Origin of the sequence: Fumia xinanensis, assembly GCF_014384905.1 — a bacterium.
Classification (GTDB): domain Bacteria; phylum Bacillota; class Clostridia; order Oscillospirales; family Ruminococcaceae; genus Fumia; species Fumia xinanensis.
On record NZ_JACRSV010000001.1, the window covers coordinates 682,180 to 704,830 of the forward strand.

The 22,651-nt window shown below is 50.4% G+C and carries 16 protein-coding genes; 14 read left to right on the top strand and 2 right to left on the bottom strand.

All coding sequences use genetic code 11. The features are described from left to right. Positions 1 to 253: 253 nt before the first annotated feature. On the top strand, positions 254 to 5,332 hold the full coding sequence (locus H8710_RS03235) for a DUF4855 domain-containing protein (protein ID WP_249293969.1): 5,079 nt from the start codon (positions 254 to 256) through the stop codon (positions 5,330 to 5,332). 845 nt (positions 5,333 to 6,177) lie between these two features. Here H8710_RS03235 and H8710_RS03240 read toward each other — a convergent pair. Further along, a complete protein-coding gene (locus H8710_RS03240; RefSeq protein ID WP_249293970.1) occupies positions 6,178 to 7,383 on the bottom strand; it encodes a coenzyme F420-0:L-glutamate ligase in 1,206 nt (401 codons plus the stop codon). Positions 7,384 to 7,516: 133 nt separating this feature from the next. Between H8710_RS03240 and H8710_RS03245 the strand changes: the two genes are divergently transcribed. From H8710_RS03245 to H8710_RS03290, 10 genes are all read left to right on the top strand, one after another. Beyond that, complete coding sequence (locus H8710_RS03245) at positions 7,517 to 8,404, top strand: LysR family transcriptional regulator (RefSeq protein WP_249293971.1); 888 nt, start codon at positions 7,517 to 7,519, stop codon at positions 8,402 to 8,404. Between the two features lie 243 nt (positions 8,405 to 8,647). Next, positions 8,648 to 9,337, top strand: coding sequence for a 2-C-methyl-D-erythritol 4-phosphate cytidylyltransferase (gene ispD, locus H8710_RS03250; protein WP_249294698.1), 690 nt, complete (start codon positions 8,648 to 8,650; stop codon positions 9,335 to 9,337). Positions 9,338 to 9,595: 258 nt separating this feature from the next. Then, positions 9,596 to 10,072: a 2-C-methyl-D-erythritol 2,4-cyclodiphosphate synthase gene (ispF, locus tag H8710_RS03255; protein ID WP_249294700.1), complete on the top strand. Its 477-nt coding sequence runs from the start codon at positions 9,596 to 9,598 to the stop codon at positions 10,070 to 10,072. A 90-nt stretch (positions 10,073 to 10,162) separates the two neighbouring features. After that, positions 10,163 to 10,390, top strand: coding sequence for a putative Se/S carrier protein (locus tag H8710_RS03260; RefSeq protein WP_249293972.1), 228 nt, complete (start codon positions 10,163 to 10,165; stop codon positions 10,388 to 10,390). A gap of 302 nt (positions 10,391 to 10,692) precedes the next feature. Further along, positions 10,693 to 11,844: an aminotransferase class V-fold PLP-dependent enzyme gene (locus H8710_RS03265; RefSeq protein WP_249293973.1), complete on the top strand. Its 1,152-nt coding sequence runs from the start codon at positions 10,693 to 10,695 to the stop codon at positions 11,842 to 11,844. 233 nt (positions 11,845 to 12,077) lie between these two features. Then, positions 12,078 to 13,034 carry a diadenylate cyclase CdaA gene (gene cdaA / locus H8710_RS03270; RefSeq protein ID WP_249293974.1) on the top strand — a complete coding sequence of 319 codons (957 nt, stop codon included), beginning with the start codon at positions 12,078 to 12,080 and terminating at the stop codon, positions 13,032 to 13,034. Continuing rightward, positions 12,985 to 14,286 (top strand): CdaR family protein, encoded by a 1,302-nt coding sequence (locus H8710_RS03275; RefSeq protein ID WP_249293975.1) that lies wholly within the window; start codon positions 12,985 to 12,987, stop codon positions 14,284 to 14,286. Before cdaA ends, H8710_RS03275 begins: the two co-directional genes overlap by 50 nt. 232 nt (positions 14,287 to 14,518) lie before the next feature. Next, a complete protein-coding gene (locus tag H8710_RS03280; protein WP_249293976.1) occupies positions 14,519 to 16,102 on the top strand; it encodes an NAD(P)/FAD-dependent oxidoreductase in 1,584 nt (527 codons plus the stop codon). Positions 16,103 to 16,536: 434 nt separating this feature from the next. Then, positions 16,537 to 18,132, top strand: coding sequence for a peptide ABC transporter substrate-binding protein (locus tag H8710_RS03285; RefSeq protein ID WP_249293977.1), 1,596 nt, complete (start codon positions 16,537 to 16,539; stop codon positions 18,130 to 18,132). Between the two features lie 29 nt (positions 18,133 to 18,161). Then, on the top strand, positions 18,162 to 19,010 hold the full coding sequence (locus tag H8710_RS03290) for a DUF368 domain-containing protein (protein WP_249293978.1): 849 nt from the start codon (positions 18,162 to 18,164) through the stop codon (positions 19,008 to 19,010). Between the two features lie 4 nt (positions 19,011 to 19,014). Here H8710_RS03290 and H8710_RS03295 read toward each other — a convergent pair whose 3' ends face one another. Further along, positions 19,015 to 19,230, bottom strand: coding sequence for a hypothetical protein (locus tag H8710_RS03295; protein ID WP_249293979.1), 216 nt, complete (start codon positions 19,228 to 19,230; stop codon positions 19,015 to 19,017). Between the two features lie 217 nt (positions 19,231 to 19,447). Here H8710_RS03295 and H8710_RS03300 point away from each other — a divergent pair, with 217 nt between their 5' ends. From H8710_RS03300 to H8710_RS03310, 3 genes are all read left to right on the top strand, one after another. Next, positions 19,448 to 19,741: a helix-turn-helix domain-containing protein gene (locus tag H8710_RS03300; RefSeq protein ID WP_249293980.1), complete on the top strand. Its 294-nt coding sequence runs from the start codon at positions 19,448 to 19,450 to the stop codon at positions 19,739 to 19,741. Between the two features lie 251 nt (positions 19,742 to 19,992). After that, positions 19,993 to 20,259: a 30S ribosomal protein S15 gene (gene rpsO / locus H8710_RS03305; RefSeq protein WP_283242758.1), complete on the top strand. Its 267-nt coding sequence runs from the start codon at positions 19,993 to 19,995 to the stop codon at positions 20,257 to 20,259. Positions 20,260 to 20,474: 215 nt separating this feature from the next. Next, the gene (locus H8710_RS03310; protein WP_249293981.1) at positions 20,475 to 22,589 is read left to right on the top strand and encodes a polyribonucleotide nucleotidyltransferase; all 2,115 of its coding nucleotides are present in this window, start codon (positions 20,475 to 20,477) and stop codon (positions 22,587 to 22,589) included. The last annotated feature ends 62 nt before the right edge of the window (positions 22,590 to 22,651 follow it).

Genomic DNA, 22,651 nt, shown 5'->3' on the forward strand with positions numbered 1-22,651 from the left:
ATTTTTGAGGCAAAACCATATATAACAAAGTTGCTGAAAAATAACATTTTTTTGCTGTAAAATTTTTTAACAATCCCATTTTACGGGCTTTTTTTGATATACCTTAAAAAGATTGGTATAAATAAAACCATTTGGATAAAATAAGACACTTTTTATAAACAGGCGGTCTTTTATAATTATTATATGGTATAGCAAAGGATTGGAGATGCCTATAAAAGCAGTAATGGGCATATATAGAGAAAGGAGATTGAAAATGTTAGGCAAAAAGAGAAAGAGGATCCTGATCTCTCTGCTGTCTGTCGCACTTGCGCTGTCGTGTATGGCGAGTACCATTCCGGCCGGTGCGCTTGATTTAGACCAGCAGCTGGATACCGAGTCTGTTCTAATGTCAGAGAACACCGACGAAAGTTCTTTCGTCAAAGAGGATGTTTCTGACCAAGATTCGGAGCTCGAAAGTTCTCAACAACCAGAAGATTCTATGGCGGAGGATTTGGCGTTCGCAGAGAATTCTGTACTTGCCGATGAAGAAATTGTGGGCGCTGAGGAGGATTCCGACGAAAGAGTCAACCTGGCGTTGGGGATGAAGTACACCGGGACGGATGCATACAGTGAGGGAGGAAGTTATCCTTATCCGGATACTGGGAACAAAGAGCTGACCGACGGTATTTATGGTGCGCAGAAGTACACAGATGCCACATATGTCGGCTATGCCGGTGGCAATCACGAAACAGAACTGATTTTCGATTTCGGCTACAATCAGACCTTTGACGAAGTCAAAATACATTATGCCTGCGGTGCCAGCGCTGGCGTAGTTCCTCCGAAATCGGTGGAAATTTCCTATTCCTCCGACAAGCTCAATTGGACGGAATTTGCCGTTGGCGGTCCCGGTGAATCCGGCGATTATGCCCATGAATACACCGTGACTGGCGCCCCGGCCACTGGACGTTTCGTCAAGGTCTACATCAAATACGGATTGTATTGGATGATGCTGTCTGAAGTGGAGATCATGGGTGTTTGGACGCCCCGAGATCCCAGACAGGCAGTAATCACTACTGATCTTCCAACCGAGGTAAATAAATTTGAGGGAGATACCGTTAACCTCAAGATGGATTACACGATTGAGGAGCCGGGCGACGAAGTGAGCATTATCTGGAAAAAGGATAATGTGGAACTTCCTCAGTTCAAAAACCAGAAAGCGATAAAAATTTCAAACGCTCAGCTTTCCGACAGCGGTGCTTATCAGGCGTTTGTAGTTAATCGGTTTAGCGACGGCTTTGAGATTTCCGGCGACACCTCTGCATGCCTCGTGACGATTTCCAAATCGGATATCGAAGGCAACGACCCTGTGGTTGATGTGCCGGACGGCGATGCCAATAACCTGGCGTTTGGAAAAACCTACACAGTTTCCAATTCAATCGGTGAGGATTACACCGATAACGGGAAACTGACCGACGGTCTCTACGGTTCCGCCGAGGATTATCTGGACGGCAGATGGGTCGGCTTTTCCAAAGCGAAAAACGAGACCGCTGAAGTCATTGTCGATTTAGGCAGTGCCCAAGCGTTTGCACAAGTGGAACTAAATTTCCTCCGGGATGAGATTGCCGACTCCGAATGGCCTACTAAGGTGGAGGTTTTCGTTTCCGACGACAAGTCCAGCTGGACCTCTGCAGGCGCTTTTTCAGTGAAGAAGGCATCCACCCCCGAGACAATGATTGCGAGAGCAAAAGAAAAAGTCAGCGGTACTGGCCGTTATGTAAAATTTGTCATGACACCAGGCGACAAGGACATGGTGCTTATGGACGAAGTACGGGTTCTGAAGGCCAGTACGATTCCCGACCAGGGTGAGGCTGAACTGCCTCCGAATCCGGATGCGGCAAATATCGCTTATGGCAAGACCTATACATACTCGTATATGCCTTCTACCGCTTACCCGGATACCAATCAGCGGGAGCTGACTGACGGTATTCACGGCGCGGGTAAAAATTATCGAGAAGAAGAGTGGGTCGGTTTTCAGGTCAATCCTCCTGCGTGGGCGGGACTGCCGAAACAGGATTCTCCCGTCGTTACGCTGGATTTGGGCGCAGTCGAATCATTTAAGTCTGTGTATATCGAATATGCCAACATGGCTGGCTCCGGCATCAACCTGCCTGACAGTGCCAAGATCGAGCTGTCGAGTAATGGACAGGATTGGACCATCCTTGCCGAGGCTACCAGCGATCAGTTTGTGGGCGGACCCGTGCTGACCCGTTTTGAGTATACCAGCGAAACCGATCTGACAGCGCGTTACATTCGGTTTACTTCCAACACCTCTACCGAGTGGATTTTTATGGATGAAATCGCTGTTATGACCGAGGTAGACGACAATCCCGACCACAAAACTCCTTACAACATCGTTCGGGATAAAGCGTACACCGTTTCCAGACTGCCGGACAACGGTAAAGACGGCGTTTTGACCGATGGTCGCTACGGCGTTACTGCGAATTTGAACGACCCCAACTGGGTCGGTTTCCTGCGGTCGAAAAACGAGGCCAATAACCACGTTGAGATGGTCTTTGATTTAAAAGGCATGCACTCTGTCTCCAATATTACGCTGTACAGCAGAGAGGACAGTGCCTTAAAGCTCACTACTCCGAAAAACCTGAAATTCTATGTCTCAAACGACGGCGTAAAGTGGACGACGTTAAAGACTTTTAACAAACCGCTTTCCACCTTCGGGCTGGAAGATAATACGGCTATGTCGTGGGACAGCAAAAATCCCGCCGACGGGTTTATCTCCACCAAACCGGAGTATGTGCTCCCTTATATCGGCTTTGTGAAAATCGCCTTTGACGTTCCCGATAAAAGGGGTGTTTACACCTACATCGACGAGGTAAAAGTAGAAGGTGTATACGGTAGGACTTCCAACGCAGGCCCCTGTTTGGGTGACGGCATCGATCCTTATAACGTAGCAATCGAAAAGCCCTATACCTTGAGTCCTGAGGAACCGGACAACGGCTATATGGACGACGGAACCAAACTCACGGACGGAAACCGCGGCGCATATTCCTTTGCGGACCCCGCCTGGGTGCAGTTTGTACAGGCGGCTACTATGACCGGAAAACAGACCGACCGCTGGCCCTTTAAAACACTGGTTGTCGATTTGCAGGAAGTTCATTCCATCAGCAAAATTGTCTTGACCGGATGCAGCGGCGCGGGAACCGGCCGTAAATTTGCTCCTTGGTCCATTTATATGTATGCCTCCATGGACGGGGAAAACTGGATGCCTTTATCCAGAAATACCAGCATCGGCGGCCCTGCCGGCCTCAACAACTACGGCTGGCACAATCCAGATGAAAACGATGGCAAATCCTTTGACTTGACCGGGGATGAGAATTCCGTGTATCAGGCGAGATACGTCCGGGTGGATATGGAACTGAGGGAAAATAACCTCTTTGATGAAATTGAGGTGTATGGTGTCAAAGGTGTGACGGACGATGCCAAACCTTTGACCAATCTCACCAAACTGGAAAACGGCAGGGATTACATGAAACCTTCCGAAGAAACCACAAACGGCGTGAAGGATATGGTTCTCTGCTACAACGGCTGGTATGGCTACGAGGCGGAAAGCGATTCCTTCAGAGGTGACTGGACGCCGGAAGAGTACCGCCCCTACCTGACCTATGTTGACGAGAACGGATACGTTCAGGACACCATGTTCGACACTGTTTGCCTGCTGGGACTGCGTTCCCGCTACGGCGCCAGCTTTACCGGCGTCTGGGAAGCCGGAGTTGTAAAGGGCACGGCGAAAGACTGGGAATGGTACATTGAAAAGACCTTTAAAGAGGGCGGTGACGTCGATAACCTGAATAAGGCGGCGAAACGGGCTTCTGAAGAACTGGGAGATCCCAACTACAAGGTAAAACTTGTCGTCATGTTCCCCAGTATCGACAAGCTGGTCACCAATTTCGGCAGCTTGGAAGGCAGCAGAAACCTGGACTTCTCGGAAGAGGCAGACCGTGAATACGCCACCGACTGGTGGATGGATAAGGTCTTTACCGAGATGCTCAGCGGAAAATATCCGCACATTGAATTTGAGGGGCTGTATGAACTGAACGAGCAGCTTGACTTCAGAGACTGCGTGCGGTATGCGTCCGAAAAAGTTCATTCCTACGGCGATTACAAATACTATTGGATTCCCCATTACCGCTCCTGCGGATACATGTGGGGCAAAGACTACGGTGTTGACTGCACTGCGTTCCAGCCCAACCACATGTTCGCGCAGCCGGAAGACGAAATGGACTTTGGCGGTGGCGGAACCAAACAGGTTGAAACCGCATTGAAGATCGCAGCATACTCCAACATTGGTATTGAACTGGAAATTGACGACAACCTGTTTATCCGTCCCAGCTGGTACAATCTGGGACTCGACTATCTCAATGCAGTTGTAAAACTGGGTGCAGATGGCGATAACTGCTACCGCAACTGGTATGAAGGCGGCGGCACATTGGGTAAGCTGGCCGCGTCCAAAGACGCAACAATGAGAGAATTTTACGACAACTGCTACCAGCTGATGCGCGGCACTTATGAGCCCAGGGAATACATCACTGAATATCCCAGCGGCAGCGACCCCAAGAGAGCCGGATTTAATATGGATGTGTTCTACGGCCCTGGTTTTGAAGACAACGGCACTTCTTCCGGCGGTTCTACTGGCGGTAGCGGCTCCATTGGAGGAGGATCTGGCGGAGGCGGAAACGTAACTCCCGATCCCGACGATAAACCTGATCCCGAGACTCCTCCCACCGGCGACGACAACTACACCTGGGAAGAGACCGACGATGGCTACAAGCTCAAAGACGCTGACGGCGAGTATGTCACCGGCTGGGCGAAAGTGTCCGGCAAGTGGTATTATCTGGGCGCTGACGGCATCCGGGCTACCGGCTGGCAGAAAGTCGATAACAAGTGGTACTATCTGAAATCCGACGGCGTGATGGCGACAGGCTGGCTCAAACTGGGCAACACCTGGTACTTCCTGAACGCAGGCGGCGTGATGCAGACCGACTGGCTTTACAACGGAGGCGTATGGTACTACCTCTACGAATGGGGCGGTATGGCAAACTCCGGCTGGGTACAGGTAGGAAACACCTGGTACTATATGAGAGGCAACGGTGCAATGATGACCGGCTGGCTGCAGCAGGGAAATACCTGGTATTACCTGAAAGACAGCGGAGCCATGGCAACTGGCTGGAACTGGGTAAATGCTAAATGCTACTACTTCAACGCCAGCGGCAAAATGGCGGCTAACACCACCGTAGGCGGCTACAAGGTAGATGCTTCCGGCGCGTGGGTGAAATAGCCTCAGTATTCAAATAGCTCTCCTTCTTATCACCATACTATATTGCGGCGGATTTTTCTCCAGAATTTCGTTGCAGACAAAAGCCCCCATCTTTTTTATAGATGGGGGCTTTAATCTATTTGGGGGCTTCGCCGAAATAAATGGAATTGCAGTAAACAAATCAATAGAAATGTAATAAATGCAAGGAAATAGTACCACTTTTGCAATCAAGTACATTATAGCCATAAAAATCGAGAGTTCTATTTTTTTATAATTTATAGAAATGCCTATTCATTTATATAGTCTAATTTTAACTTAATGGAGTATATTTTACTATAAATTACAATTGCTATATTTTATTGTATAATACTGGTTGCACAATTGTATGAATTTCGAATAGTCATATTAATACTAAATACTCTATATTTTACCTATTTTTATAGATTTATAATAATATAGTATAAATAAATGTATAAAGTAAATATAAAGCTATTGAAATAACGAATATTCTTGCTAAAATAAAAGAAAAGTTTTACTACTTTTGGACAATCCTGTTTTCTAACCAAAGATTTCCCCTTGAAGTTTTTAAAAAGGCACCGTTCTTCTCATGGTACTGTTTATGTGAAGCGAAGTCATTATGGGGGATTATCTAATTGAAGTTGTACCATGTAAAAAAAGTATTATTTTTTCTACTCCTTTGTCACCATACTTTTACAGCGAATTTTCTCCAAAATTTGCCGTAGAATAAGCTCCCGTCTTAAATCAAGATGGGAGCTTATTCTTTTTAAGACTATAATAATCTCAATCAAATGGAAAAGAGCCTTAGAGCAATTTGTGGCTCTAAGGCTCTTTTGAGTCGGGAATAATCAGTCTTCATTCACATAGTTATCAAAGTATCCTTGAATGAGGATGATGGGAGTTCCCTTGTCGCCGCTTCCGGAGGTGAGGTCACAAAGGGAACCGATGAGGTCGGTCAGACGGCGGGGCGTTGTGCCCTGAGTTTCCATAGAGCCGACAAGGCTTTCGTTGGCGGCGTTTTTATCGGCAATTCGTTTGGAGATGGCCTTTTTAAGTTCTTCTCCCTGAAGGTCGGCGAAATCGTTGTCCGCCAAGTATTTGAGCTTCAGCTCGTTGGGCTGTCCGATGAGGCCCTCGGTGTGACCGGGAGAGACCACCGGGTCAGCCAATTCCCAGATTTTTCCGACGGGGTCTTTAAATGCTCCGTCGCCGTAAACCAAAACCTCGATGTGTTTGCCGGTGCGTTCAAGGAACTTTTTCTGCACATTATTCGCAAAAGTTTGGCAGTTACGGGGAAATAGCTTTACAGTGGATTCGGTGGCTTTGTTGGAGCCCAGGAGACCGTAATCGGCGTTGTAGCCGCTGCCGTTTACAGGGGAGGTCATGATGTCATCCAGTCCCAGGACCACTTCGGCTCCAGCGGCTTTCAGAAGCCGTTTAGTGCGAGCGCGGGTGTGAATATCACAGCAAAGAACATTTTTTGTGTAGTTTAAGATGGTGCGGCAGTCGTTGGCAAAGATGACTTCTACATCTGCGCCTTCTTCGCGGATCAAGTTCGAGTAATACTCGATGTAGTCCACGCCGGTGAAGGTGTGTTTGTTATAACCAAAGAGCTCCCGGTATTTTTTTTCGTCCAGCACATCAGTCCAGGGATTGACGCCCTTTTCGTCCAGGGTATCTAAATCAATAAGATGGTTGCCCACTTCGTCGGAAGGATAACTGAGCATCAAAACGACTTTTTTCGCTCCTCTGGCGATGCCGCGGAGGCAGATGGCGAACCGGTTCCGGCTAAGAATAGGGAAAATGACGCCGATGGTGTCACTTTTCATTTTGGATTTCACGTCGGCCGCGATATCGTCGGTAGAAGCGTAGTTTCCCTGCGCACGGGCGACGACAGCCTCAGTCACACCGACCACGTCTCTGTCGCGAAGAGAGAATCCGTCGGACTCTGCTGCTTCGATGACACTCTGCACAACGATTTCTTCCATATTGTCGCCTTCGCGGATGATGGGGGCGCGAACGCCGCGGGAAACGGTACCAATCAGTCTGGACATAGCAAAAGCTCCTTTAATCTCATTTTTTATATTTTTCATGTATCTTGGGGTTGCATTGTTGCCGAAGATATTATACAATAAGATTAGATATAAGTAAAGTAATTATTTGTTATTACTCTAATAAGAGGTGCTTATGGATGCAAATTTGGAACTGTACCGCGTTTTCCGTGAAGTAGCCCGGCATTCCTCCTTCTCAGCGGCGGCACGGGAGCTTTATGTCTCTCAGTCGGCGGTGAGCCAGGCTATCGGAAATTTGGAAAAAAGCTTACACACCACCCTTTTTGTCCGTGGGGCCAAGGGGGTGAAGCTGACCGGGGATGGGAAGCTTCTTTACGACTATACCGAGTCGGCCCTTTCCATGCTGGAAAAAGGGGAGGAAATGCTGGAAGAAAGGGCAAAGCTATTGGCCGGCGAGGTGAAAATAGCCGCCGCCGACACCATTTCCAAGCATTTTTTGCTGCCCTATCTGCAAAAATTCAATGGCGGACATCCGAGTATCCGTATCCAGGTGGTGAACCGCACTTCTATGCAGAGCATCGCGCTGCTCAAGTCGGGAGCGGTGGATTTTGCTTTCGTGAACCTTCCTATTAAAGAGGAAGGGATCGCCACGGTGAAATGCATGGATGTTCACGACATTTTTGTGGGAGGGCGGAAGTATAAGCACCTTTCTCCTTATCCCATGGCGCCGTCCGAACTCATCAAATACCCACTTATCATGCTGGAAGGGATCTCCAACTCCAGGAAGTACGTGGACCGTTATTTTATGGAGTACGGTATTCTGCTGGAGCCAGAAATTGAGTTGGGAAGCCACGACCTGCTCCTGGAATTTGCGAAAATCGGGCTGGGCATTTCCTGTGTTGTAAAAGAATTTTCCAAGGAGTATCTGGAGCGGGAAGAGGTCTTTCAAATTCCGCTGGAAACTCCTATCGAGCGGCGGAGTATGGGCCTGAGCTTCCTCAAAAATGTGCCTATGTCAGCTGCTGCTGAGGCATTTTATAAGACAGTGGTTTCCGGGGAATGATAAATATTGGCGTGCAAGGGAAAAGGTTCTGCGAAGTTGTCACTCAGGAACGGTGTTGCTCACAAAGCGGATGCCGCACCCTGTTTTTCCGGAAAGAAGCGGTGAAGAGTACTATTATGCTGTTAAAACCATTGTTATCTTCTGTACATGGATACGATGCTGTTTCAAAAATGTTCGGTACATTGTTGCAGTTTGTTCACAGGTTGTTGGTAGGATAATAGAAGCATTTGGAGGAATTTTTTGGTGTTTAGCGTATTGATATTAGCCGCGGGAAACTCCACTCGGATGGGCGGGGAAAACAAACAGCTCCTTATGGTAGGGGAAAAGCCTGTCATCGTCCGGAGCACGGAAGCTTTTCTGGAGATATCCGGCGTAAAAGAAGTTTTGGTTGCAGTTAAAGAGGAAGAAAAACCGTATTTTGACCAGTTGTTGTCCAGCTTTACCAAAGGTGGGGATATTCCGGTGACGGTAATTCCTTCCGGCGGGGAAACCCGGCAGAAAACTGTAGAGCAGAGTCTTGCTTACCTTTCCGACGAGGCAAAATACATCGCCATCCACGACGGAGCGCGGCCTCTTGTCCGCAAGGAGGACGCTGCGAGAACCTTTGCTTCCTGTCAAACGGTGGGAGGCGCGGTTTTGGGCGTCATGGCGAAGGACACGGTGAAAATCATCCGGAAAGACGGTCTCATCGAGGTGAGCCCTGATAGGAGCACGTTGTTTGCGGCCCAGACTCCCCAGGCGTTCAAGCTGTCGGAATACCGGGCTGCCCTGGAAACGGCGAAACAGGAGCATTTCGATTTTACAGACGACGCTCAGCTCTTCGAGCGGACAGGGCGAAAGGTAGCCGCTGTTATAGGCCATTACGACAACATTAAAATCACCACCCCGGAGGATGTAAAAATCGCAGAGTCACTACTTGAACAGATGGAATAAAACCTCACATGGTAAACAGCCTTGACTGTTTACCATGCGTCTGAAAGACGCTTTAGTCCCGCTGATGCGGAAAATGTGGGAATAGTTTGGCTGAAATTCATAAAAGGCCATGCCCTTTGTTTGGACTATGCCTGATATCGTGGACTCGGTTCACTGAATTTATGGTATAACTATTTTGTTTTCGTAATAGAAATGAAGGGCAGAAACAAAACGAGGGATGAATAGACCCAAGGGACAGAAAAGGAAACGATTAATATGATGCGAATTGGACAGGGCTACGATGTTCACAGACTCACAGAAGGCCGAAAACTCATTTTGGGAGGGGTGGAGATTCCCTTTGAAAAAGGGCTCCTTGGGCATTCCGATGCAGACGTCCTCACCCATGCGGTGATGGACGCCCTTTTGGGGGCTTTGGCTCTGGGGGATATCGGCGGGCACTTCCCCGATACCGATCCCAAATACAAGGGAGCGGACAGCATTTCGCTTCTGAGACATGTTGGAACACTGATCAAAGCAGAGGGATACGCGGTAGGAAACATCGACTGCACCGTAGCCGCCCAGGCGCCAAAGCTCAAGCCCTACATTGTAAAAATGAGGGAGAACCTGTCGGCGGCTCTTGAAATTGATTGTTCTCAGGTCAGCGTGAAGGCCACTACCGAAGAAGGCCTGGGCATCACCGGAAACGGTGACGGAATGACTGCAACGGCTGTTTGCCTGCTGATTTCCAGGAATTAGGGTCCAAACGCTTCTTTTTGTCAAAACGGAGAGTTCTGCATACTATGGAATTGGGGTCTTTCCCAATTTATAGATGAAGAGGTGTCGTTTATGGCACAAAGCTTGATTGTTTTGAGCTCCATCACCTACGCCTACAAGGCCCAGAAAATGCTGGACCAGATGTGGATTAAAAGCACGGTCATCCGAACTCCGCGCCCCTATTCAAACAAGGGCTGCGGGTACAGCCTGCTGGTCCGCGGAAGTCTTTCGGAGGCCGTGGCAGCGCTCAACAGGGAAGGGATTCGTATCCTGGATGTGGTCCCCGACTACCGGCCTTAAGTGATACGGCTTAAGGCTTTTTGTGCGCTCACGGAACATCCGGAGCGGAGACCGCGCTGGAAAACCCGTTTGACCGGCGGATTTTCCCGTGTGGTTTTCAATCAGGGGCGCAGCCCCAGTCATTCAAGCACGACGAGGGGCGCTGATCCCACAGTGTTTCAGAAGCAGGTCATTTTCCATTGAAACATTGACTATGACACCCGCGTAAGAACGAGTATCATTCCGTCGAGGTTATATGACGGCATCCTCCTCTTTGCATACGAACATTACGACTGACTATTCTCATAAGTCGGAGGAATCAGATGGTTTATTTTGACAATGCAGCAACAACATATCCCAAGCCCCAGTCTATCCAGTTTGCCGTTTCCGATGCGGTAAAAAGCTACGGGGGAAATCCCGGTCGGAGCGGGCACCGAGTCTCCATGAAAGTGTCAGAAAAGGTTTTTGAGGTGCGGCAGAAAGCAGCGGCTTTCTTTGATGCCGAACCGGAAAATGTCGTCTTTGCTATGAACTGCACCCACGCCCTTAACATGGCCATCAAAGGGGTTATGGAGGGCGGCGGGCACATTATCACCTCCTGTTTGGAGCACAACTCAGTGCTCCGGCCCATCGATGCCATGGCCCAGGCCGGAAAAGTCACCTATTCGGTGGCCGACGTTTATGAAAGCGACGACGACAGGACGCTCCAGTCTTTCGCAAACCTCATTCGTCCGGAAACCAGGGCCATTGCCTGCACCTACGCTTCCAATGTGTCGGGAACCGTGCTTCCCATCCGCAAGCTCTCCGCTCTCTGCAAACAGTACGGATTGGTTTTTATCGTCGACGCAGCCCAAGCGGCGGGGATGCTGCCCATCTCCATTAAAGAAATGGGGATCGACGTGCTCTGCACAGCCGGCCATAAGGGCCTTTACGGTGCAACCGGAACCGGGCTGATGGTTTTAAACGAAGGGGCGGAGCTGGGCACCATTATGGAAGGAGGCACCGGCAGCAACTCTTTGGAACTCGGTCAGCCCGACTTTATGCCCGACCGGTTTGAAAGCGGCACCCTCAACACGGTGGGAATCCTGTCCCTGGGGGCGGGGCTCGATTTTGTCGCCCACAAGGGAATAGACGAGATTTACCGCTACGAAATGGCCCTCTGCGCCCGGGTGTATAACGAGATGAAGCAGATGCCGAACGTCGATTTGATCGCCAACAGCTTCCGCCTGGGGGAAAAAGCCCCCATCGTCAGCTTCAACATCAAGGGCGAGGATTCCACGGCGGTGGCCGAGTATCTGAGCGGGAAGGGCTACATGCTCCGGGGCGGCTTTCACTGCGCGGCGCTGGCTCACCGGTATTTCGGCACGGCGGAGCAGGGGGCGGTGCGTTTTTCGCCCGGTCACTTCAACAAGCCCCAGCAAATCAACGCCTTTTTAAATGAAATCAAAAAAATTGAAAAAAATGGACTGCTGTAGTTGATTTTATGTGAAAATATGATAGAATATAGTTAGAATCCGCATGTGCGTCTAGGCCATGCGCCGCCGGAGGGGCGGAACGGTTCCGGCTTTCCGGAACGCGCGATTCTGTTTTTTTAAAATACGCAGAATTTTCCAAAAAAGTGAAAAATAAAGGCGTTTTTCCGCCTTTTATCATAAGGCGGAGGCGTTTTGCTTCCGCTTTGGGACGTGAAACAGAAAGGGCAAACAGTATGCAGGTTTTCGCTCAGCTCTGGCAGGCGATCGTCCAGGGGCTGGATCAGTTTTGGAACGAGATCGTGCTTGCGGCTCACGATTTCTCCCTGGTCCGGGATACACTGGATATCGCCCTGATTTCTTACATTATCTACAAGGGCATCCGTATCGTCAGAGAAACCCGCGCCGGGCAGCTGGTCAAGGGTATCCTTCTGATGGGCGGGCTTTACCTTGTTGTCAAGGTCTTGAATATGACAGCCATGCTCTGGCTTTTGAATAGGGTCTTTGAGATGGGAATCATCGCCGTCATCGTCGTGTTCCAGCCGGAACTCCGCAGCGCTCTGGAACGGGTGGGACGAACCAGGATGGCAGGCATCGCCCCTTGGGCCCATTCGTCGGAGGAGAGCATCAGGCGCAGCGCCGTCTGGGGCAAGCCCATTGACGTGATATGTGAGTCGGTCCAGCGGCTGTCCATTTCGGCTACCGGCGCACTCATCGTCATCGAGCGGGAAGTGAAGCTGGGGGACCAGATTCGGACAGGCGTTATTGTGGACGCGGTTCCAAGCGTGGAACTTATGGGCAACATTTTCTTTAAAAACTCACCTCTTCACGATGGGGCCATGATTATGCGGGAGGGCAAGGTCTACGCAGCGGCGTGCTTCCTCCCGAAACCAAAAAAGGAAGAGGACATCGATAAAAACTTAGGGTCTAGGCATCGGGCCGCCATCGGCATCAGCGAGGTGTCGGACTCTGTGACCATCGTCGTCAGTGAAGAAACCGGCGGCATTTCCTTTGCGGTCAACGGCCGGCTCATCCGCAACCTTTCCATCGACAAGCTCCGCGCTACGCTGGATTACTATCTGATACCGGAAGTGAAAGAAGAACAAAAAGAGAGAAAAAAGGGCTTTTGGAAGGTGAAAAAAAATGAAAAAGAAAGAAAAGGGGACTGCTCCGAAACCGAGAAAGAAGATTGATTTTGGAGACCTGTTCAACAACAATACCTTCGTGCTGATTTTCTCTATTATTATGGGCATTATCGTCTGGTTTACCATCTATGTAGATCAGCGGCCGAATTCTAACACGTTCATCACTGACGTGCCCATTACGATAAACTATGAAAACTCCATGGCGAAGGACTTAGGCCTCGAGATCATCGGGGATACCCAGTATACCACCGACGTACAGGTCAACGGCAAAAAATATAAAATTACAAGACTCAAACCAGAGGATTTTACGGCGCAGGTATCTTTAGCCAACGTGACCGAACCGGGAGAATATACCCTGCCGGTACAGGTTATTCGTAAGCAGAGCGACCCGGAGTACAGCGTTATTTACTGGACGACCACCGAGGTAAAGCTCAAATTCGACAAGGTGGTGACAAAGCAGTTCCCCATTGAAATCATTGCACCCGGCCTCAGTGCGGCGGAGGGCTATCTGATGGAGACCCCCTACGCTGATATTGATTTTCTCACCGTCAAAGGACCGGAGGCCGACGTAAATAAAATAGATCGCTGCGTCATCAACATCGATACTGAGGACGAGCTGACGGAGAGTTTCAATACCTCTGGAACGGTAGTGCTTTTAGACAAAAACGGGGATCCTGTAAAGAGCGATCAGCTGGATATGGACAATCAGGACTTAATTTCAGTGACGATTCCTATTTATAAAGCGAAAACCCTGCCCTTGCAGGTGGAATTTGTCAACATTCCTCGGGGATTTCCTATCAGTGAACTGAGCTATACTCTATCCCGGAGCTCTCTTCTCATCGCTTCTCCCAGTGAAACTATCGATTCGCTGGACGCTATCACCATCGGCCCCATTGATTTCAGAACCATTGATGTGGGCTCGGAAATCACATTGGATATTGATTTGAAGGCGGGGCTTAAAAACGTGGAGAATGTGGAGAGTGTCACGGTGAAGTTTCCTACCTATGGTCTCTCGTCCAAACAGCTTGAAGTATCCAATTTCGTTTTAGAGAATGTTCCCTCAGGATACGAAGCCACCGTGTTGACCCAACGGCTGAGAAACATCAAAATTGTGGGTGTTACAGGTATTGTTAACGATCTCAACTCCGACGATTTGGTAGGCACTGTGGATATGTCTCAGGATTCAGTCAAAACGGGGCGGTACAATGTAACAGTGAAAATTTACTGCCAGGGCGGCGTGCTGGCCTGGGCGGTCGGAGAGTATACAGTCGATGTCAACGTCCGACAAAAAGCTTCATAAATATGATGTTCAGCCCTTAATTTCGGTTAAGGGCTGGTTTTATGGGAGTAGGAATAACGTTAAGCATTTTCTCCGCTATTATTATCTCTTGGGAAATGTGCAAGGCGCCTTGCGCTGCGCGCACATCATTCGATGTACAAAAATCATCTTATCATTTTTCTGCTTCGCGGGATAAGATGTAATAATTTGATTACTATTGATGCCGGTGCGAAGCGGCGGAATGGATGATTTTATGATACTCGTTCGCAATGTGAAGACGCCGTTGGGCCAGCCGGAATCGGAGGCGGTGACGGCAGCTTGCCGTAAGCTGGGGGTCAGTGTGACGGAAGTAGAAGATGCTTATGTGACTAAAACTTCTGTGGATGCCCGGAAACGGGGACATATTTTCAAGGTGAGCACCGTAGTTGTCCATCTGAGCCAGGACGAGGAGCAGACGGCAAAAAAAGCGGGCGGGGACGCTCAATTTAAGGAGTCCGTCCCTTTTATGGTGGAAAAAGGGGTCGAATCTCTCAGAACTCCTGTGGTTATAGCGGGCTTTGGCCCTGCCGGTATGTTTGCGGCGGAGCTGTTAGCAAGGGAGGGATACAGCCCCATTGTAGTGGAGCGTGGCTGCGATGTAGACCGGCGGGTTAAAGAAGTGGAAGGCTTCTGGACGACGGGAAGACTGAATCCCGCCTGCAATGTCCAGTTCGGTGAGGGGGGAGCGGGCACCTTTTCCGACGGCAAGCTCACCACCCGTATCAACGACCCACTGTGCGACTATGTATTGGAACGGCTTGCCCAGCACGGCGCACCCAAAGAGACTCTTAAAAAGGCGAAACCCCACATCGGCACAGACAAACTGCGGGAGGTAGTCAAGTCCATACGGGAGGAGATCATCGCAAAAGGGGGACAGGTTTTATTCCAGTCCCAGCTCACCGGCCTTTCCATCCAAAACGGCAGACTCAAGGGTGTATTCGTAAATGGGGGCCCGGTGGAAACGGAGCACTTGATTCTCGCCGTTGGCCACAGTGCACGGGACACCTTCCGGATGCTCGCTGAATGCGGCGTCAAGCTGGAAAGCAAAGCCTTTTCGGTAGGTGCGCGGATCGAGCACCTGCAGTCAGACATTGATAGGGGCCTTTATGGAGATTTGGCCGGGCACCCTGACCTTCCCCCTGGGGAGTATCAGCTTTCCCACCGGCAGGGAAATCGGGCGGTGTATACCTTTTGCATGTGCCCCGGAGGACTGGTAGTTCCTTCTGCCTCGGACGAGGGGCAGGTGGTAACAAATGGCATGAGTGAATATGCCCGGGATGGGAAAAATGCAAATTCCGCGTTGGTGGTGTCGGTGGACAGCAATGACTTCGGCAGCGGTATGTTTGCCGGAATGGAGTTCCAGCGAAATTTGGAGGAGCGGGCCTTTGCCTTGGCAGGCGGAAGCTATAGGGCCTGCGGCGCCACTGTGGGGGATTTTTTCCGTGAGGAGAAAGGACTGCATTTCAAAAGGGTCGCTCCCACCTACAGTTTAGGTCTCACAGCGGTGGATTTCGACCAGCTTTTCCCGAAGGAAATTACCGGCATGATGCGTTTGGGCCTACAGGTGTTTGACAGAAAAATCCGTGGCTTTGGAGCGGCGGACGCGGTGCTGACCGGCCCTGAGACCCGCACTTCAAGTCCCATTCGGATTCCCCGGGGAGAGAATGGGGAATCCGATGGCATCGAAGGCCTCTACCCCTGTGGAGAAGGAGCTGGCTATGCCGGCGGTATCATGAGCGCAGCAGTAGACGGGGTAAAAACCGCGCTCCATATCATCCGTCGGTACGCCCCAAGATAACATGATAAAAAGCGCGTTGCCTGTAACCATGAGCAGGCAGCGCGCTTTTAGCAGTTGTAATTTCTTCACAAAAAATTTCTTGTCAGACAGCTTTCGACATGGTACAATAAAACAGTATGGTTTTTTACACGAATTTTGGCTATGAATTTTAGCAGTTTTGTCATAAAACAGCGTCCGGTTTCGTTTAATAGATAGTGTGAAAAACTTGGACCATATCCTCACTGGCAAACAGATTTGCTGTTTGCACAGGGCTCAAAGGGCGCTTTAATACCACTAACGCGGGATTAAAGAGAACATTGTACCATATTTTATTATGAAACAAGAAGTCCGGTTCTACCGATTTGGCGGCAAAATTGAGGATAAATCCTCAAAGGGCTTCTTTAACGATAAACCCAGTTTTACTGGGTTTATCGTATCATCATTTTGGAGGCGGCATGAACAAGCGATTCCTTTTTCCTCTGATCATTTCAATTCTTTTTTCCCTGCTGCTATTTTCCTGTGGCAAGGAATTGACTCCTTTATATTACGACATTGACACAGCGCCGATTAATCTCGACCCCCAGTCTGCGGCGGACTATTCCTCCCAGCTTATCATCAACAGCCTATTTGAGGGGTTGCTGCGCAGCGGGGAGAATGGGGAAGTCAAACCTGCGGCGGCAGAGAGCTACACCATCAGCGACGACGGCCTTACCTACCGTTTTATCCTGCGGGAGGACGGAAGATGGTCGAACGGCGAGAGCGTTACAGCTGACGATTTCGTCTTTGCATTTGAGCGGCTTTTCGACCCGGCTACCAATTCTAAACATGCTGGCGATTTTTTCTGTATTCTAAACAGCGAAAAGGTTTACCGCGGGGAGATTCCCGCGTCCCAATTGGGGGTCAGGGCCATCTCCGCTACCGAACTGGAGATCGTACTTTCTGAGTATAACTCTCGGTTTCTGCATTTGCTTACCACCGCTCCTGCCATGCCTTGCAATGAGAAATTTTTCCTGGATACCAAGGGTAAATATGGGCTCAGCGGCAAAATGATACAGGGGAACGGGCCGTTTTACCTCTCTTCCTGGCAGGAAAACGCCCTAAAGCTGCGGCGGAATCAGGAATACAGTTCAGGCGATGAACTTGAAGCCGAATCAGTGACCTTTAACATTTTAAGCGCCATGGATACCGAGGCCACCAAGGAAGAACGATTTTTAGACGGAAGGACAGCAGCGGTAGCCACTGACGGTATACGCATAGAGGAACTTTCCCGGAAGGGAAACCGGGTTTCCCATAACGAAAATACCGTATGGGGAATCGTATTCCGCGCAGAGGGCACGCCTTTCGCCAGTACAGACATTCGACGGGCACTGGCCTATGACAGCGACTATCTGGCAATGGAGGGAGCACTTCCGGCCTACTTCACCAAGGCATCGGCCATTGTGCCTCAGAATATTCGCATCGGGGAGCAGTCTTATCGGGAGCTTGCCGGCAGCGATCTGACCGCAGTTTACGATCCCGAACAGGCAAAAAAACTGTATAAGAAGGGCCTTGCCGACCAAGGCTTAGAGGGAATTACACAGGCGGTACTTATCGTCCCGGCCGGTATGAGCCACGAGGATTATTTTGCCTACCTCTCCCAGATTTGGCAGCGGGATTTGGGGCTTTACCTTACGGTGGAGGTGTTGGAGGCAGAGGAATACCAGCAGAGGCTCCAAAGCGGGGATTTTGACTGCGCTATTGCGGCCTTGAACGGCGATTACAACAGCCCTTACGCGATTCTGTCCCAGTTTTCTTCGGGTTCCAGCAAAAATATCTCCGGATTTAAAAACACCGATTTTGACCGGCTTTTAGCCGAGGCGGTTCAGCAGCCAGACGAAGAAAAGGCGGCGGAAAGCTATAAACAGGCGGAGAAGATGCTGCTCCAAAGCGGAGTATTTTTGCCTCTCTACTATCAATCTGAATACTTCGTCACGACCCGTGACGCGGCCCTTGTACTCTATGATTTTGACAGCAAAATGGTGGATTTTCGGATGAAAAAGGCATCCAAATAACAGGCATTCCAGAAAGGTACGGACAATACATGAAATTTATCAAAGATTTCCTCAAGGGCATGGTCATCGGCGTCGCCAACATCATCCCCGGCGTCAGCGGCGGCACCATGATGGTTGTCATGGGAATTTACGACCGCATGATTGAGAGCATCAGCATGCTCCGCAAGAAATTCAAGCAGAGCGCCCTGTTCTTATTACCCTTGCTGCTGGGGGCGGGGGCGGGCATTTGGCTGTTTTCCAGCGGAATCGCCTACATGCTTACCAATCACCAAGTCATCACAAACTTTTTCTTCATTGGGCTCATTGTGGGGAGTATCCCCATGGTCTTTCAAAAGGCCACCGAGTCAGAATTCAAAAAACGAAACCTCATTCCCTTTGTCATCACGCTGGCGGTCATGATCGCCACACTGCTCATAAGCCCGGTGGACAGCACCGAGATCATCCGCACTTTGGATGCCGTGCAGTTCATCCGGCTGACCCTGTTCGCGGCGTTTGCGGCCACAGCCATGATTATTCCCGGTATCAGCGGCTCTTTCGTCATGATGATGCTTGGGGTTTACGGCAGCATTGTCACGGCGGTGAGCGAGTTTAACATCCCGCTGCTCATCCCCATTGGGTTGGGGGTTGTCATCGGCATTGTGGGCGGAGCGAAGGTCATCCACCTGATGCTCAAACGCTTCCCCCAGGCCATGTACTTCGGTATCCTCGGTTTTGTGGTGGGGAGCGTTCCCGCCATTTTCCCAGAGGGCTTCCGGTTCGACGGGACGGGCGTGATCGCTATTTTGGCGCTGATTATCGGCGGGGCGCTGTCCTATCTTTCCTCGGCCGACTGGGTCAAGGCATACTTCACCCGGAAAAAGGCGGGGGAGGAAGAGTAGGCTTTCAGGTGTTTTCCTGTGGCTTTGACATATCCTCGACAATGATGTTGTCCAATCCGTGTTCCAATACCATAGAGATAATTTTGTTGCGGGAAAGATGGGCTTTTATGGCCAAATCTTCTGCGCGCTGCAAGACATCTGTGGGCAGGCGGATTGTCGTGATACGATAGCCGTCCTCCCCGCGGATCTTGATTCTCAGTGGTTCCCACTCTCCTTGCATAAAACCATCCTTTCCAGTGTCCGTTGCTCGTTTCTCCGGCAGAAAGCCCGAAAACCGCGGCATGTCCCTCAGTCTCTGCATTGCGGCGCAGTTCCGATTGTACGGGAGGGGGTCTGCCTGATTGCGGGTGGTGGATCCGGGCTTTCTGTCGGGGAAGCGAAATAAATTAACCTTGTACGGTTAATTATAGCATAAAAAAATTAAATGTCAACCATGTATGGGTAATTTTGCATTTTACTCTAAAGAACTGGTTGAAAAATTTATGGAGGTTGTAATTATGACGTTGCATCGACTTATTGTAAACAGAATTCAGGGACTATGTGACGAAAAAGGAATTTCCATTAATAAGATGGCAAAAATATGTGGTGTTACACAGTCTACCATTGACAATATTATGAAGGGGAACAGTATAAATCCTAAAATCGAAACAATTTTTAATATATGCAATGGAATGGGCCTGACATTGGGCGAATTTTTTGGTACCGCCGATTTCGATGCGTTGAAACAATAGAATAATCCGCGGGGCGATGTGGGCATCGCCCCTACGATGGTATTGTAACACTGTTTCGCACCTCTTTTAACGGAATGCCGTTAAACTGGAAAAATTTTGTGTTTTTCGCAAAATATCCTTTACAAACTTGCCCTTTTGTGCTATACTATCTCCTGTTACCGCATAGATGGTCTTGTGGATTAAGCCCGCATTCGGGACGTTACCTGCCCTTGACTATTGTGCCGGCAAATATTTGAAAGAGGTGACTCATTATGATGAGAAAAGAAGAAAAAACCCAGGTAATTGAAGAGAACAAGCTCCACGACGGCGACACAGGTTCCCCTGAAGTCCAGATCGCTATTCTCACCAAGAGAATCAACGACCTGACCGAACATTTGAAAAACAACAAAAACGACCACCACAGCCGCAGAGGCCTGCTCAAGATGGTCGGACGCCGCCGCAACCTCTTGAACTACCTTATCAAAACCGATATCGAGCGTTACCGCGCCATCATCGCGAAGTTGGGTATCCGTAAGTAATTTTTGGCTTTTAGGGCAGATGGGAAACCGTCTGCCTTTTGGCATATTTGGACGGCTGTCGGACTTTGCTGTTTTATGGAGCCGGGCCGCCCGAGAGAAAGTAATTTTTGATGCGCAGTAAAAGTAGGGGTTTAGCATTAAATCGTGTATCCGGGGTTTCCGGGTGTAGGATTTATTGCTAAGGCCTGCCGCTGCGCCAAGAGGAGGATTTATTCATGGCACATGAAGTCAGAACCTTTGAGACCACCTTTGCAGGCCGCAAACTGGTCGTCGAAACCGGCAAGACCAGCGAACTGACAAACGGTTCCTGCTGGGTCCGCTACGGCGAAACCGTCGTAATGGCAAACGTCACCGCTTCGGCAAAACCTCGCGACGGCATCGACTTTTTCCCTCTGTCCGTCGATTATGAGGAAAAACTCTACTCCGTCGGCAAAATCCCCGGCTCTTTCTTAAAAAGGGAAGGCCGCCCCACCGAAAAGGCGATCCTCACCTCCCGTATGATCGACCGCCCCATCCGTCCGCTGTTCCCCAAGGACATGCGCAATGACGTTTCCGTCGTCGTCACCGTCCTTGCCAGCGACGTGGACAACTCTCCCGAAATCGCAGGCTTTATCGCCGCGTCCATCGCCATCAACATCTCTGACATCCCCTTTGCGGGCCCCATCGCCGCTATCAGCGTGGGTTTGGTGGACGGGGAGATCGTCTTAAACCCCATCACCGCTCAGCGGGAAGTTTCTGACCTGAATTTAACCGTTGCAGGCTCTGCTGACAAAATCGTCATGATCGAAGCTGGCGCCAACGAAGTGCCCAACGACGTGATGCTCAACGCCATCGCCGCCGGCCACGAGGAAATCAAGAAGATGGTGGCCTTTATTTCCGACATCCAGAAGGAAATCGGCAAACCGAAATTCGAGTTTAATTCCATGGAAGTGCCCACCGACATGTTCGACGCGATTTACGACTTCGCCGCCGACCGGGTCAAAGTGGCGCTGGACACCAACGACAAAAACGTCCGCGACGAGCGGCTCCAGCCTATCGTCGATGATATTCACGCAAAATTCGATGAAGTTTACCCCGAGCAAGAAGCGGTCATTGACGAGTGCATCTACAAATTGCAGAAGAAAATCGTCCGCCGCTGGCTTTTGGACGAGCAGAAACGTGTGGACGGCCGCGGCATGGATGAAATCCGTCCTCTGGCCGCTGAGGTTGATTTGCTGCCCCGCGTACACGGCTCCGGCATGTTCACCCGCGGACAGACCCAGGTGCTGACCGTTGCGACTCTGGGCCCCGTCAGCGACGCCCAGTTCTTGGACGGCATCGACGAGGACGTGGAAAAACGCTATATGCACCAGTACAACTTCCCGTCTTATTCCGTCGGTGAGACCCGCCCCTCCAGAGGCCCCGGCCGCCGCGAAATCGGTCACGGCGCTTTGGCGGAGAAGGCCCTCGTCCCGGTGCTCCCCTCTGTTGACGAATTCCCCTACGCCATGCGTCTGGTTTCCGAGGTGCTTTCCTCCAACGGTTCCACCTCCCAGGCTTCCATCTGCGGCTCCACGCTGGCCCTGATGGCGGCAGGCGTTCCCATCAAAGCCCCCGTCGCCGGTATTTCCTGCGGCCTCATCACTGAAGGCGACCGTTGGATGACAATGGTTGACATCCAGGGCCTCGAGGACTTCTTCGGAGATATGGACTTTAAGGTTGGTGGCACCCACAAAGGCATCACCGCCATCCAGGTGGACATCAAGATCGACGGCCTGACCATGGACATCATTGCCGAGGCCTTTGAAAAAACCGAAAAGGCGAGAAAATACATTTTGGACGACATCATGCTCAAGGCGATTCCCGCGCCCCGCGACCATGTTTCCAAGTACGCGCCCAAGATGAAATCCACGACCATCGCCACCGATAAGATCCGTGAAGTTATCGGCACCGGCGGTAAGGTCATCCAGAAAATCTGCGCTGAGTGCGACGTTAAAATCGACATCACCGAAGACGGAAAGGTATTCGTCCTTGGCATCGACCAGGAAAACGTCGACCGCGCCATGTATATCGTTGAGACCATCGCCAAGGACCCCGAGGTGGGCGCCATCTACAAAGGCCGCGTCACCCGTTTGATGAACTTCGGCGCCTTTGTCGAGATTGCTCCCGGCAAGGAGGGCCTAGTTCACATCTCCAAGCTTGAGAACCATCGTGTCGAGAAGGTGGAGGACGTGGTGCAGCCCGGCGACGAAGTGTATGTCAAAGTCACTGAAATCGACGACCAGGGACGCATCAACCTGTCCAGAAAAGACGCCATGAACGACATCGCCAAGAAAAACGCGCAGGCGTAAACAGAAAAAACCTGAATCCCCGGGACGTTTTCGCGTTCCGGGGATTCTTTGTTCAAGCGGGG

What these genes read in the sequence shown, in the direction of transcription:
- H8710_RS03235 (WP_249293969.1), top strand. Translation starts at nt 254, where the DNA reads ATGTTAGGCAAAAAGAGAAAGAGGATCCTGATCTCTCTGCTGTCTGTC.
- H8710_RS03240 (WP_249293970.1), bottom strand. Translation starts at nt 7,383, where the DNA reads ATGTCCAGACTGATTGGTACCGTTTCCCGCGGCGTTCGCGCCCCCATC.
- H8710_RS03245 (WP_249293971.1), top strand. Translation starts at nt 7,517, where the DNA reads ATGGATGCAAATTTGGAACTGTACCGCGTTTTCCGTGAAGTAGCCCGG.
- ispF (WP_249294700.1), top strand. Translation starts at nt 9,596, where the DNA reads ATGCGAATTGGACAGGGCTACGATGTTCACAGACTCACAGAAGGCCGA.
- H8710_RS03260 (WP_249293972.1), top strand. Translation starts at nt 10,163, where the DNA reads ATGGCACAAAGCTTGATTGTTTTGAGCTCCATCACCTACGCCTACAAG.
- H8710_RS03265 (WP_249293973.1), top strand. Translation starts at nt 10,693, where the DNA reads ATGGTTTATTTTGACAATGCAGCAACAACATATCCCAAGCCCCAGTCT.
- cdaA (WP_249293974.1), top strand. Translation starts at nt 12,078, where the DNA reads ATGCAGGTTTTCGCTCAGCTCTGGCAGGCGATCGTCCAGGGGCTGGAT.
- H8710_RS03275 (WP_249293975.1), top strand. Translation starts at nt 12,985, where the DNA reads ATGAAAAAGAAAGAAAAGGGGACTGCTCCGAAACCGAGAAAGAAGATT.
- H8710_RS03280 (WP_249293976.1), top strand. Translation starts at nt 14,519, where the DNA reads ATGATACTCGTTCGCAATGTGAAGACGCCGTTGGGCCAGCCGGAATCG.
- H8710_RS03285 (WP_249293977.1), top strand. Translation starts at nt 16,537, where the DNA reads ATGAACAAGCGATTCCTTTTTCCTCTGATCATTTCAATTCTTTTTTCC.
- H8710_RS03290 (WP_249293978.1), top strand. Translation starts at nt 18,162, where the DNA reads ATGAAATTTATCAAAGATTTCCTCAAGGGCATGGTCATCGGCGTCGCC.
- H8710_RS03295 (WP_249293979.1), bottom strand. Translation starts at nt 19,230, where the DNA reads ATGCAAGGAGAGTGGGAACCACTGAGAATCAAGATCCGCGGGGAGGAC.
- H8710_RS03300 (WP_249293980.1), top strand. Translation starts at nt 19,448, where the DNA reads ATGGGTAATTTTGCATTTTACTCTAAAGAACTGGTTGAAAAATTTATG.
- rpsO (WP_283242758.1), top strand. Translation starts at nt 19,993, where the DNA reads ATGATGAGAAAAGAAGAAAAAACCCAGGTAATTGAAGAGAACAAGCTC.
- H8710_RS03310 (WP_249293981.1), top strand. Translation starts at nt 20,475, where the DNA reads ATGGCACATGAAGTCAGAACCTTTGAGACCACCTTTGCAGGCCGCAAA.